General features: G+C 62.7%; 10 protein-coding genes and 1 pseudogene. 8 read left to right on the top strand and 3 right to left on the bottom strand.

Annotated features, from left to right (window positions below; all coding sequences use genetic code 11):
* Positions 1-62 precede the first annotated feature (62 nt).
* Complete coding sequence (locus QTA58_RS04655) at positions 63-200, top strand: hypothetical protein (RefSeq protein ID WP_200814079.1); 138 nt, start codon at positions 63-65, stop codon at positions 198-200.
* A 206-nt stretch (positions 201-406) separates the two neighbouring features.
* Positions 407-571: pseudogene (locus tag QTA58_RS04650) on the top strand (LysR family transcriptional regulator); the annotation flags it as partial.
* Between the two features lie 22 nt (positions 572-593).
* Here the strand turns inward: QTA58_RS04650 and QTA58_RS04645 are convergent.
* Positions 594-845 carry a hypothetical protein gene (locus QTA58_RS04645; protein WP_085422387.1) on the bottom strand — a complete coding sequence of 84 codons (252 nt, stop codon included), beginning with the start codon at positions 843-845 and terminating at the stop codon, positions 594-596.
* Positions 846-1,013: 168 nt separating this feature from the next.
* A complete protein-coding gene (gene aceA / locus QTA58_RS04640) occupies positions 1,014-2,303 on the bottom strand; it encodes an isocitrate lyase (protein WP_289671903.1) in 1,290 nt (429 codons plus the stop codon).
* A gap of 197 nt (positions 2,304-2,500) precedes the next feature.
* Between aceA and QTA58_RS04635 the strand changes: the two genes are divergently transcribed.
* The 5 genes from QTA58_RS04635 to QTA58_RS04615 all read left to right on the top strand — a co-directional run bounded on the left by QTA58_RS04635 (position 2,501) and on the right by QTA58_RS04615 (position 8,114).
* Positions 2,501-3,919 (top strand): XRE family transcriptional regulator, encoded by a 1,419-nt coding sequence (locus tag QTA58_RS04635; RefSeq protein ID WP_289671902.1) that lies wholly within the window; start codon positions 2,501-2,503, stop codon positions 3,917-3,919.
* Positions 3,920-4,102: 183 nt separating this feature from the next.
* Positions 4,103-5,134 (top strand): polyamine ABC transporter substrate-binding protein, encoded by a 1,032-nt coding sequence (locus QTA58_RS04630; RefSeq protein ID WP_289673020.1) that lies wholly within the window; start codon positions 4,103-4,105, stop codon positions 5,132-5,134.
* A 72-nt stretch (positions 5,135-5,206) separates the two neighbouring features.
* Complete coding sequence (locus tag QTA58_RS04625) at positions 5,207-6,364, top strand: ABC transporter ATP-binding protein (protein WP_289671901.1); 1,158 nt, start codon at positions 5,207-5,209, stop codon at positions 6,362-6,364.
* 12 nt (positions 6,365-6,376) lie between these two features.
* Positions 6,377-7,294, top strand: coding sequence for an ABC transporter permease subunit (locus QTA58_RS04620; protein ID WP_289671900.1), 918 nt, complete (start codon positions 6,377-6,379; stop codon positions 7,292-7,294).
* Position 7,295: 1 nt separating this feature from the next.
* Positions 7,296-8,114, top strand: coding sequence for an ABC transporter permease (locus QTA58_RS04615; protein WP_085422393.1), 819 nt, complete (start codon positions 7,296-7,298; stop codon positions 8,112-8,114).
* A gap of 15 nt (positions 8,115-8,129) precedes the next feature.
* Here QTA58_RS04615 and QTA58_RS04610 read toward each other — a convergent pair whose 3' ends face one another.
* A complete protein-coding gene (locus QTA58_RS04610) occupies positions 8,130-9,992 on the bottom strand; it encodes an AsmA-like C-terminal region-containing protein (RefSeq protein WP_289671899.1) in 1,863 nt (620 codons plus the stop codon).
* A gap of 181 nt (positions 9,993-10,173) precedes the next feature.
* On the opposite strand from QTA58_RS04610, the gene QTA58_RS04605 reads away from it, so the two are divergent.
* Positions 10,174-12,126 (top strand): acetoacetate--CoA ligase, encoded by a 1,953-nt coding sequence (locus QTA58_RS04605; RefSeq protein ID WP_289671898.1) that lies wholly within the window; start codon positions 10,174-10,176, stop codon positions 12,124-12,126.
* Positions 12,127-12,239 lie beyond the last annotated feature (113 nt).

Here is a 12,239-nt window from a genome sequence, read left to right as displayed (position 1 = left end):
TATGCGTTGCCTGCCGGCTCGCGGCAGGGCGCCAAGAACAACGTGTTTAGGGTTCAGGAACGATGCAGAAAACCCGCCGTGCCCGTGCAATCGCCATCGCTTTGGTCAAGGACGACGCAAAATTGCGGCGGCTCAGGCTTTTGGCAATCGCAATCGGCGCCACGGCAGCGCTTCTTTCGGTTCCGGTCCTGTTCGGCTGAACTGAACTCTCGCCGCAAAGGTGATTTTCCTGATGCAGCGTTTCGCTGATCCCGCGCTGACGGAATTCACGCACGCCTGCCATATGTCAGAAGATTGACGAGCCACTGCGGCGCTAGATAGGCGAAGCGCTCTTCGGCGCAGCGTCCTGCAACCTTGTTCTTCCTTTGGAAATGCGTGGAGAGGACGGCGCGATCGGGACATGCGGCTGGAGCGTGTCGGCGACGAGATCGCGAGCCTCCGTCATAGCCAGTGGATCGTGATGAACGATGACGATCGCCACCGGCGTGAAATCCGCACGGTGGTCGATCGCATGGTGAAGTTCGTCAGGGGATATGCCGAGCTTTTTGCCGGCCGGCGGCCTTGGGGATGAACCCGCTGCTTACTGCCCTTGCCTACTGAATGCGGTTGGTGACGACCACCGGGATCATCAGGTCGCCCCAATGGCCGTCGCCGCCATGGTGACGGGCGGAACGCATGAGCTCGACCGAGACGCCTGCATCCACCGCCTTCATGATGGCGTGGTTGAGGCGGTGCAGGTCATTGGCGAGCGTACGGACCGCCGCCTGCTGCTCGGGCGTCATCGCGGTCGCCTGTTCCTCGGCGCGTTCCTTGACATGGGTCTGGATGTTGGTCTGGATGTTCATGGCATTTCTCCTCTCGTTGGTCTTAGTCTCCTCCCCAACCCCTCCCCACAAGGGGGAGGGGCTCTCTGCGACGCGGCTCCCTCTCCATAATCATTGAAGGTGGGCTGCCGAGCGGGCGGTGGGTTAAGCCCCTCCCCCTTGTGGGGAGGGTTGGGGAGGGGAGTTCTGTTACTCCGCCGCCGGCCGGAATTGCGCGTGTTCGGTGGACTCCTTCATGGCCGTGGTGGAGGAAAGCCCGCCGGTAATCGCCAGAGAGACGGCATCGAAATAGCCGGTGCCCACCTCCCGCTGATGTTTCGTCGCGGTATAGCCGTTGACCTCGGCTGCGAACTCCGCCTCCTGCAATTCCGAGTAGGCGGCCATCTGCCGATCCTTGTAGCCGCGGGCGAGTTCGAACATGCCGTAGTTGAGCTGATGGAAGCCGGCGAGCGTGATGAACTGGAACTTGTAGCCCATCGCGCCGAGTTCCCGCTGGAACCTGGCGATCGTCGCGTCGTCCAGGTTCTTCTTCCAGTTGAACGACGGCGAGCAATTGTAGGCCAGCATCTTGCCCGGATGCACCTTGTGGACGCCTTCGGCGAACTTGCGCGCCTGTTCGAGATCCGGCTTCGACGTCTCGCACCAGATGAGGTCCGAGTAGGGCGCATAGGCGATCGCGCGGGCGATGCACGGTTCCAGCCCGTTCCTGACCTGATAGAAACCCTCGACCGTACGGCCTGCATCATAGTCGACGAAGGGCCGGTCGCGCTCGTCGATATCGGAGGTGAGCAGCTTCGCCGCTTCCGCATCGGTGCGGGCGATGACCAGCGTCGGCACGCCCATGACGTCGGCTGCAAGCCGCGCGGCCGTCAGGTTGCGGATATGCGCTGCGGTCGGGATCAGAACCTTGCCGCCCAGATGGCCGCATTTCTTCTCCGATGCGAGCTGGTCTTCGTAATGAACGCCGGCAGCACCCGCCTCGATGAAGGCTTTCATGATCTCGAAGGCGTTGAGCGGTCCGCCGAAACCGGCTTCCGCATCGGCGACGATCGGCGCGAACCAGGTCTCGACGGAAAGGCCCTTGCCTTCGGCCGCCTCGATCTGGTCGGCGCGCTGGAGCGTGCGGTTGATGCGCCGGGCAAGTTCCGGCGCGGCATTGGCCGGGTAGAGAGACTGGTCCGGATACATGGCGGAGGCCGTGTTGGCGTCGGCCGCGACCTGCCAGCCGGAAAGATAGATCGCCTTGAGGCCCGCGCGGACCTGCTGCATGGCCTGGTTGCCGGTCATGGCGCCGAGCGCGTTGACGAAGTTCTCCTTATGCAGCAGCGACCAGAGCCGGTTGGCGCCCATTTCGGCAAGCGAATGGCGGATATCGGCGGAGCCCCTCAGGCGCTTGACGTCCTCGGCCGAATAGGGGCGTTCGATGCCCTCGAAACGGCCTTCCGGCGCGCCTGGAACAAGTGTGTAAAAATCTGTCATTGCCATCTCTCCCGTGTGGTCTGCTTGTCCGCATCGATGCGGTTTTCATGTGACTGGTTTTACAGATGGAAATGCTGCATCGCCACAAAAGATGCAATTTTGGGGAATTGAAAAGGGTTATGATGTCTTGTCTTTCACAAAGGCTTCTGTGAAGATGTCAAAGTAGTAAAAGCGAGCGCTTGTAAAATTGGTGACAAATGGCGGAGCGAAAGATATTTGCCGGCCCTCGCGTGCGGCGGGTGCGGTTGGGCCTCGGGCTGACGCAGACGGCCATGGCCGAAGCCCTCGGCATCTCGCCTTCCTATCTCAATCTCATCGAACGCAACCAGCGGCCGCTGACCGTCCAGCTCCTCCTGAAGCTCGCCTCCGTCTATAAGGTCGATCTCGACGCGCTGCAGGGCGAGGGCGGCGGTCTGGCAGGCCGGCTCCGCGAGGTGTTTGCTGATCCGCTCCTGTCCGGCGAAATTCCGGGAGATCAGGAAATCATCGAGGTCGCCGAGGCGGCTCCGAACGCCGCGCTGGGGCTGATGAAGCTCTACCGGGCCTATCGCGAACAGGCCGAACGGCTCTCCGATCTTGCCGATCTTCTGGCGCGGGAGGGCCACGAAACCTCGCTCGCCGGCACGCGCCTCCCCATCGATGAGGTGCGCGAGACGCTGGAACGGCGCCCGAATTTCTTTGCGCGCATCGAGGATGCGGCGGAGGCTCTCGCCGCCAGGCTCGGCACGGGCGATGAACTGCCGGGCGCGCTGAAGGCGTGGCTGAAGAGCGAACGGGGCATCGTCGTGCGCACGCTTCCCGTCCACGTCATGCCTAACCTGCGCCGCCGCTACGACCGCCATTCGATGCGGCTCTTCCTGTCGGAACGGCTGTCGCCCTTCGACCGGACGCGCGAAATGGCCATGGAAGTCACGCTCCTGGCATTTGGGGCCGAGATCGCTGCGGAGCTTGAAGAACTCGCCTTCTCCACCAACGAGGCAAGGCGCATCGGCCGCTTCGAGCTGGCCCGCTATGCCGCCCATGCGCTGATGATGCCCTATGGCGATTTCCTGTCCGCCGCCCAGCGGACCCGTTACGACCTCGATGTGCTGCGCTCCCGTTTCGACGTCTCGTTCGAGCAGGCTGCGAACCGGCTGACCTCGCTCGCGCGTCCGGGTGCGGCGGGCATTCCGTTTTTCCTGATGGAACTCGATCATGCGGGCAATGTCATCCGCCGGGCGGGCGCGCAAGGTTTTCCGCATGCCCGGTTCGGCGGGCACTGTCCCAAGCTCGGCATCCACGCGGCCTTCGGCCAGCCGGGGCAGATCCTCGCCGACCGGGTCGGTATGCCCGATGGCGGCGCGTTTCTCACGCTGTCGCGGACGCTCGAAGGACCGCAGGCGGGTTTCGGCGAACGCGTCCGCCGCACGGGCGTGCTTCTCGGTTGCGATCTGCCGGATGCCGGCGAAACCGTTTATGGAGAGGCCTTACCCGGCCCGTCCGGCGCCGTGCTCGCGGGCACGGCTTGCCGTCTCTGCGAGCGGCAGGGCTGTCTTTCCCGGGCCGAACCGCCCATCACGCGGCCGCTCGGACTTGACGAAATGGTAACGGGTCTCAGCGCTTTTGATTTTCAATAGCTTTGCGGCGGCGCATAATGCCTCTTGTGGCGAGAAAAATTCCTTTTTACTCTGCCGGAAAAACGAGGGAATTTATGCGCGAGCTCCCCGCTTGCGTGAAAAAGTGGAACAGGAGAGATTATGAAAACCCATTTGCTCCGTCTTGCCGCCGCCGTTGCCGCGACGGCGGTTGCCACCGCTGTCATGGCTCAGGAACGGGTGGTGCATGTCTATAACTGGTCCGACTATATCGATGAGTCCATCCTGTCGGATTTCACCAAGGAAACCGGCATCAAGGTCGTCTACGACGTGTTCGACAACAACGAAATCGTCGAGACCAAGCTGCTCGCCGGCGGTTCGGGTTACGATGTCGTGGTTCCGACCGGTCCTTTCCTGGCCCGCCAGATCCAGGCGGGCGTCTTCCAGAAGCTCGACAAGTCGAAGCTGCCGAACCTTTCCAATCTCTGGCCGGAAATTTCCGAGCGGCTCGCCAAATACGATCCCGGCAACGAATATGCCGTGAATTACATGTGGGGCACGACCGGCATCGGCTACAATGTCGAGAAGGTGAAGGCCGCGCTCGGCGATATACCGATCGATAGCTGGGACGTGATCTTCAAGCCGGAAAACGCCGAAAAGCTGAAGGCGTGCGGCATCAACATCCTCGATGCCTCGGACGAGACCTTCGCCATCGCCATGAACTACATCGGCAGGAACCCCGACAGCAAGGAAACCGCCGATCTCGAAGCCGGCGGCGAGGTCTACCAGAAGATCCGCCCCTTCGTGAGAACGTTCAACTCATCCTCCTATATCGATGAGCTTGCCAACGGCGATACCTGCATTTCGATCGGCTGGTCGGGCGACGTGCTGCAGGCAAAGGCGCGCGCCGAGGAAGCCAATAACGGGGTCGAGGTCAATTACATTATCCCGAAGGAAGGCACCTATATGTGGTTCGACAACCTCGCGATCCCGGCGGATGCGAAGAATGTCGAAGAGGCGCACGCCTTCATCAACTACCTGATGAAGCCGGAAGTGATCGCCAAGGCCTCCAACTACGTTCAATACGCCAACGGCAATCTCGCCTCGCAGCAATTCCTCGACAAGGAAGTGCTGGAAAACTCGTCGGTCTATCCGCCGTCCGAGGTCGTATCGAAACTGTTCACCATTTCGCCCTATGGCCCGCGGGAGCAGCGCGTGCTGAACCGGGTCTGGACGCAGATCAAGACCGGTAGCTGATCTGAAGACGGGGCAGGCGGAAACGTCTGCCCCGAACGCTTGCAGTCTACGATGGGCGAAATGGGGTAGGGCATGGCGAAATCACTTGGACCGGTAAAGCGCAAATTCTCTCCCTGGACCGATCCAGCGGCCGTCCCCTTCATCCGTTTCGAAAACATCACCAAACGCTTCGGCGATTTCACCGCCGTCGACAACCTGACGCTGGACATCTACGAGCGGGAATTCTTTTCGCTGCTTGGCCCCTCCGGCTGCGGCAAGACGACGCTGATGCGCATGCTGGCGGGGTTCGAGGAGCCGACCGAAGGCCGCATCCTGCTGCAGGGCAAGGACATTTCCGGCGTGCCGCCCTATCGCCGGCCGACCAACATGATGTTCCAGAGCTATGCGCTCTTCCCGCATATGACGGTGGAGAAGAACGTCGCATTCGGTCTCGAGCAGGACAATCTGCCGAAGGGGGAGATATCCGCCCGCGTCGAGGAGATGCTGAAGCTCGTCAAGCTGGAGCCTTTCGCCAAGCGCAAGCCGAACCAGCTTTCCGGCGGCCAGCGCCAGCGCGTGGCGCTCGCCCGCTCGCTCGCCAAGCGGCCGAAAGTGCTGCTGCTCGACGAGCCGCTCGGGGCGCTCGACAAGAAGCTGCGCGAGGAAACGCAGTTCGAGCTGATGGACATCCAGACCAATCTCGGCCTCACGTTCCTGATCGTCACTCATGACCAGGAAGAGGCGATGACGGTTTCGGACCGTATCGCCGTCATGGACAGGGGCGTCATCGTGCAGGTGGCGACGCCGGCGGAAATCTACGAGGCGCCGAACAGCCGTTATGTCGCGGATTTCATCGGCGACATCAATATATTGGAAGGCGCGGTCGTCTCGACCGAGAGCGCTCTTGGCGCGCCGGGCGCCGTGCGGATCGATTGCGACGGCATTGCGGTTGCGGTCGAACAGGAATGCCAGGCGGTGAAGGGCGACAAGGTCGCCTTCGCGATACGGCCGGAAAAAGTGCGCATCTCTCCCGACCAGCCGGCCGAGACCTCCGTCAATGCCGTCTATGGAGAAGTCTGGGACATCGGTTACCTCGGCGACTTCTCGGTCTTCCTCGTCAAGCTCGCCGACGACCGGATCGTTCGCGCCGCGCAGGCCAACGTCTCCCGTCTTGTCGATCGGCCGATCACCTTCGGCGACATGGTCTGGCTCACCTGGCCGCTCGATGCTGGCCTCGTGCTCACACGCTGAGGCGGAGGGGAAATGGCGACCGCTTCCGAAACCCATACCGCCAACAAGCCAAGCCCCGCCCGCTGGCTTGTCGTTGCGGTGCCCTATGTCTGGCTGCTGCTCTTCTTCGCGGCGCCCTTCCTGATCATCCTGAAGATATCGCTGTCGGATACGGCGATCGCCATGCCGCCCTACACGCCGCTTTTCCAGGGATTTGGCGCGCTTGGCGACTTCGCCTCGAAGCTCGATTTCGAGAACTACCTCTTTCTCACGGACGATCCCCTCTATATCAGGTCCTACCTGTCGTCGCTCAGGATCGCGGTCATCTCCACCTTTCTGCTGCTGCTGATCGGCTATCCGATGGCGCTCGCCATGGCGCGCGCGCCGACGTCCCTCAGGCCGACGCTCGTCATGCTGGTCATCCTGCCGTTCTGGACGTCCTTCCTGATCCGCGTTTATGCCTGGATCGGCATTCTGAAGCCGGACGGCCTTCTGACGCTGCTCCTCCAGACGATCGGTCTTCTGGGGCCGAACGAGCAGGTGCAGATATTCAGGACCGACATCGCCGTCTTCATCGGCATCGTCTATTCCTACCTGCCCTTCATGGTCCTGCCGCTCTATGCGGCGCTGGAGAAGATGGACAATACGCTGCTGGAGGCCGCGAACGATCTCGGCTGCCCGCCGCTGAAAGCCTTCTGGAAGATCACCTTCCCGCTGTCGCTGCCGGGCGTTGTCGCCGGCTCGATGATCTGCTTCATCCCGATCACCGGCGAGTTCGTCATCCCCGATCTTTTGGGCGGTGCCGACACGCTGATGATCGGCAAGACGCTCTGGACGGAATTCTTCGGCAATCGCGACTGGCCGCTCGCTTCCGCGGTGGCGGTGATCCTGCTCGTCATGCTGGTCGTGCCGATCGCCATCTTCCAGAACCAGCAGAAGAAGGTGGTCTGAGATGAGGGCCTCCCGCTTCGACGCCACCGTCCTGACGCTCGGTTTCGCCTTCCTTTATATCCCGATCGTCATCCTGGTGATCTATTCGTTCAACGCGTCCAGGCTGGTCACGGTCTGGGGCGGGTTTTCACTGAACTGGTACCGCACGATGTGGTCGAACCAGGGGCTGATGGACGCCGCCTGGGTCACGGCGCGCGTCGGCGTCATCAGCGCCACGCTCGGCACCGTGCTCGGCACGCTTGCCGCCCTGGCTCTCGTGCGCTTCTCCCGGTTCCCGGGACGGATGCTGTTCTCGGGCATGATCTATGCGCCGCTCGTCATGCCGGAGGTCATTACCGGCCTGTCGATGCTGCTCCTTTTCGTGGCGCTTAACATCGACCGCGGCTTCTGGACGGTCATCATCGCGCATACGACCTTCACCATGTGCTACGTGGCGATCGTCGTGCAGTCGCGGCTGCTCACCTTCGACCGGAGCCTGGAGGAAGCGGCACTCGATCTCGGCTGCCCGCCGGTCAAGACCTTCTTCAAGATCACCCTGCCGCTGATCATGCCGGCCGTCATCGCCGGGTGGATGCTGGCCTTCACGCTGTCGCTGGATGATCTGGTGATCGCGAGCTTCAACACGGGACCCGGAGCGACGACGCTGCCGATCAAGATCTATTCGCAGGTGCGGCTCGGCGTGACGCCGGAGATCAACGCCATCTGCACCATATTGATCGGGCTCGTGACGATCGGCGTCATCATCGCTTCGATCGGTACGAAGCGCGCCGAAATGCGCCGCATCCGCGACGAGCATGTCGCCGCGCGCGGCACGACCTGATAGCCGCCGCGGCGCCTATTCCGCGACCTTTGGCGGCGGAGCTTGCGAAATCGACCATATGACCGGGTTCGGCCAGGAACCGCCGATGAAGACCATCAGCGGCGCGGCACCCGCGCCTTGCGCCGGCGGCTGAATGCTGGCGGAAAGAGCCAGGCTGTTGTTGACGTAGGAAACGACGCCGGAAAGGGCGATCGTTTCGCCGGGGCCGACGAGCTTGCCTTCGCGGATATCCGCCGAACCGCCCTTCAGGTCGGCCGATATGTCGATGCTGTCGAATTCGAGATTGCCGCCGCCGGCTTCGCTCAAGGGGAAATAGGGTTTCTGCGTTGCAAGTTGCCGGATGCCGGCCAGATTGACGCCGGGCAGGGAACCCCGCTCCGTCCGAAAGCGGATGGTGCCCTTCGCATTGCGCCACGCCTCGGTCGTCAACGACCGGTCGGCGTCGAGCGACAGTTCCAGGGATCCCCGCGCGGCGGGCAATGGCCCGGCCAGTCCGAGCTCCCTGACGATGTCGCCGAAATCGGCACTCTGGACGGAAAGGTGCAGGGCAATCCCTCCGGAGGCTCCGCCTTTCGTCGTGGCGATCCGGCCCGTCAGGCGGCCGGTTTCGAAGTCGCTGTCGACGATGTCGATGCGCGATTGTTCCGCGGTGTTCATCACGCTCATCGCCGCTTCGGCAAGCCGGAACGGGCCAAGGGTCGCCTGTTGCGCGGAAAGCCTCAGATCGAGTTCCAAGCGGTTGCGCAACCCGTTGTTTTGTCCCGCGCCGTCGCCGCTGCGCGGCGCGATCGCGGCAAGGACACCCGAAAAATCCATCCGGTCGAAAGCGAGCGTGCCGGTCAGCCTCGGCAGCCGGTCCGGCGGCAGAACGAGGTCGAGAATGCCGGTTGCCCTGGCGTCGTTGAGGCTGAGCGACAGGTTCTCGAAGCGGAGGGCTTCGTCGTTCGTGACGAGGCGGGCGCTCAAGGAAAGGCTTTTCAATCGTTCCGTGCCATCGAAATGCACGCCGGACCAGGCCATGGCCGAGGAAAGATCGGGGATCGTGAGTTCGGCATCGCCGGAAAGAAACGCATGCGCTGCAAGGTTGGCGGTACCGTTGAAGCGGCCGCGCAGAAGGTCCGATTCGACGGAGCCGGAAGCATTTCCGCTTTTGCCCGACAGCAGCAGCAGAGGTTGCGAGCTGCTGATGTCGATCGCCAGCCTGCGGCCGTTCATCTCCCCACCCGCTCTTATGTTCAGGCCGCGGGAAAGCCAGGGCCAATGGAGATCGCCGTTGATCGAGGCGAACCGTGTGACACGGCCGCTCGCGACGTCTGAGACCTCAAGGGTTCCGTTGGTGATCTTGACGTCGCCCATCTGCGCATCGTCGCCGGAGGGCAGGGACTGGCCGCCGCCATCGGCCTTCGCTTCCCGCACGGCACGGCTGAGCAGCCCGTCGTTCGCCCAGTCCAGCCGGCCGTTCGCGTCCCGCAGAATGTAGATTTCCGGGTTCGTGAGATGAAAATCCTCGAATTCCGGCCGGCCCAGCAGCGCCTCGAAGAGATCGAAGGAGGCGGAAAGCCGCGAGACGCGGCCGAGAACCCGCTCGCCGCCATCCGCCTGTTTGCGGATGGTGATCTCCCTGAGCGTGATCCTGGGCTCCGGCCAGAAGCGGATATCCGGCACGCCCTCGATCGTCACGTCATGGCCGGTCCACTGGGCGACCGCGCGCTCCATGCTTTCCCGCACCACGGTCGAGGAGATGAGGAACGGCGCGACGATCTGATAGAGCGCGAAGAGGACCAGAGCGACGAGGATGCCGATCAGCAGTCCGCGCCGTCGCCTGCCAAGCGGGCGGCTTGAGATTTTCCGCAGATTTCCGATCCCGTTGGTCAGCATGGTCCACGCGAATATAGGAAATGGCAGGACTGTGCAAATCTGTGCTCCGGTCCTTCGGCTGTCCCCTTTATCATGCAGTGCAACATGCTATACAGGCCCACGTGCCAAGGCCCTTGGCCGGTATGTTTGGAGGTCTTCCCCCGGTCGGGATTGGCCTCTTTGAGGTGGAGGAGGAATGGGAATGGGCAACGAACAGCCGCTGTGGAGCCCCTCGAAGGAAATGCAGCGGAAGACCCCGCTGTTTCAGTTCATCGGATGGTGCGCCGAGCGCTACGAAAAAGACTTCGCCGATTATGACTCTTTCTACGCCTGGTCGATCGCCGAGCGCGGCGATTTCTGGTCGGCGGTCTGGGACTTCTGCGGCGTCAAGGGCGAGCGCGGCGCCCGCGCCCTGATCGATGGCGACGACATGCTCGCTGCCCGCTTCTTCCCCGATGCCACCCTGAACTTCGCCGAAAATCTTTTGACCGGAACCGGCGCGGGCGATGCATTGATCTTCCGCGGCGAGGACAAGGTGAGCTATCGCTGGTCCTGGGACAGGCTGCGCGAGGAAGTCTCCCGCCTGCAGCAGGCGTTCAAAGCGCTCGGGATAGAGAAGGGCGACCGCATCGCGGCCATGATGCCCAACATGCCGGAAACGATCGCCTGCATGCTCGCCACCGCCTCGATCGGCGCCATCTGGTCCTCCTGCTCTCCCGATTTCGGCGAGCAGGGCGTGCTCGACCGTTTCGGCCAGATCGGCCCGAAGCTCTTCGTCACCTGCGATGCCTACTGGTACAACGGCAAGCTTCAAGACGTCTCCGCCAAGGTGAAGACCGTCTCGGAAGTGCTGAAGGCGCCGGTTCTGGTCGTGCCTTATGCGGGCGATGCGAAGGCGCTGGCCGCCTCGCTTGCCGACGGCCGCACGCTTGCGGATTTCACGGCACCCTATCGGGCGAAGGACGTGGAATTCGAACAGCTTCCTTTCTCGCACCCTCTCTATATCCTCTTTTCCTCCGGAACCACGGGTGTGCCGAAATGTATTGTCCATTCCGCCGGCGGCACGCTGCTGCAGCACCTGAAGGAGCACCGCTTCCATTGCAGCCTTCAGCCGGGCGAGAAGCTTTTCTATTTCACCACCTGCGGCTGGATGATGTGGAACTGGCTGGCGTCGGGCCTCGCCGTCGGTGCCACGCTCTGCCTGTTCGACGGCTCGCCGTTTGCGCCGGACGGCAATGTCCTGTTCGACTACGCGCAGGATGAGGAATGCGCGGTCTTCGGCACCTCGGCAAAATATATCGACGCGGTGCGTAAAGGCGGCATCGTGCCGAAGGACACACATGACCTTTCGGCGCTTCGCCTGATCACCTCCACGGGTTCGCCGCTCTCGCCCGAGGGCTTCTCCTTCGTTTATGAAGGCATCAAGGACGACGTGCATCTCGCCTCGATCTCCGGCGGCACGGATATCGTCTCCTGCTTCGTGCTCGGCAATCCGCTGAAATCCGTCTGGCGCGGCGAGATCCAGGGGCCGGGCCTCGGCCTGGCCGTCGATGTCTGGAACGACGACGGCAAGCCGGTGCGCGGCGAAAAGGGCGAACTCGTCTGCACCAAAGCCTTTCCCTCGATGCCGGTCATGTTCTGGAACGACCCCGAGGGCAAGAAATACCGCGCCGCCTATTTCGAACGCTTCGACAACATCTGGTGCCATGGCGACTTCGCCGAATGGACCGAGCATGACGGCATCGTCATCCACGGCCGTTCGGACGCGACGCTCAACCCGGGCGGCGTGCGCATCGGCACCGCCGAGATCTACAATCAGGTGGAGCAGATGGAAGAGGTCGCGGAAGCGATCTGCATCGGCCAGGACTGGGATGACGACGTGCGCGTCATCCTCTTCGTGCGCCTCGCCAACGGCCTGACGCTCGACGACGGCCTCGTCAAGGCGATCAAGACGCGCATCCGCATCGGCGCCTCGCCGCGCCACGTGCCGGCCAAGGTGATCCAGGTCGCCGATATCCCGCGCACCAAGTCCGGCAAGATCGTCGAACTCGCGGTGCGCGACGTCGTGCACGGCCGGCCGGTCAAGAACAAGGAGGCGCTCGCCAATCCCGAAGCGCTCGACCTCTTCGCCGGGCTTGCGGAACTGAGGAGCTAGCCCGGCTCCCGGTCTGTACCGCGACGATACGTTTTCGGCGTGAATTCCGGAAAATGGACGGCGTTAACTCCGCATTAAGCCGCATTGGTCAAAAGTGGAGCAACATGGTTTCG

Source organism: Neorhizobium sp. CSC1952, assembly GCF_030378245.1.
GTDB lineage: Bacteria > Pseudomonadota > Alphaproteobacteria > Rhizobiales > Rhizobiaceae > Neorhizobium > Neorhizobium oryzae_A.
This window is presented reverse-complemented; position numbering and strand designations above follow the sequence as displayed.

What these genes read in the sequence shown, in the direction of transcription:
- QTA58_RS04610 (WP_289671899.1), bottom strand. Translation starts at nt 9,992, where the DNA reads ATGCTGACCAACGGGATCGGAAATCTGCGGAAAATCTCAAGCCGCCCG.
- QTA58_RS04605 (WP_289671898.1), top strand. Translation starts at nt 10,174, where the DNA reads ATGGGCAACGAACAGCCGCTGTGGAGCCCCTCGAAGGAAATGCAGCGG.
- QTA58_RS04635 (WP_289671902.1), top strand. Translation starts at nt 2,501, where the DNA reads ATGGCGGAGCGAAAGATATTTGCCGGCCCTCGCGTGCGGCGGGTGCGG.
- QTA58_RS04645 (WP_085422387.1), bottom strand. Translation starts at nt 845, where the DNA reads ATGAACATCCAGACCAACATCCAGACCCATGTCAAGGAACGCGCCGAG.
- QTA58_RS04615 (WP_085422393.1), top strand. Translation starts at nt 7,296, where the DNA reads ATGAGGGCCTCCCGCTTCGACGCCACCGTCCTGACGCTCGGTTTCGCC.
- QTA58_RS04620 (WP_289671900.1), top strand. Translation starts at nt 6,377, where the DNA reads ATGGCGACCGCTTCCGAAACCCATACCGCCAACAAGCCAAGCCCCGCC.
- QTA58_RS04625 (WP_289671901.1), top strand. Translation starts at nt 5,207, where the DNA reads ATGGCGAAATCACTTGGACCGGTAAAGCGCAAATTCTCTCCCTGGACC.
- QTA58_RS04655 (WP_200814079.1), top strand. Translation starts at nt 63, where the DNA reads ATGCAGAAAACCCGCCGTGCCCGTGCAATCGCCATCGCTTTGGTCAAG.
- aceA (WP_289671903.1), bottom strand. Translation starts at nt 2,303, where the DNA reads ATGACAGATTTTTACACACTTGTTCCAGGCGCGCCGGAAGGCCGTTTC.
- QTA58_RS04630 (WP_289673020.1), top strand. Translation starts at nt 4,103, where the DNA reads ATGGCTCAGGAACGGGTGGTGCATGTCTATAACTGGTCCGACTATATC.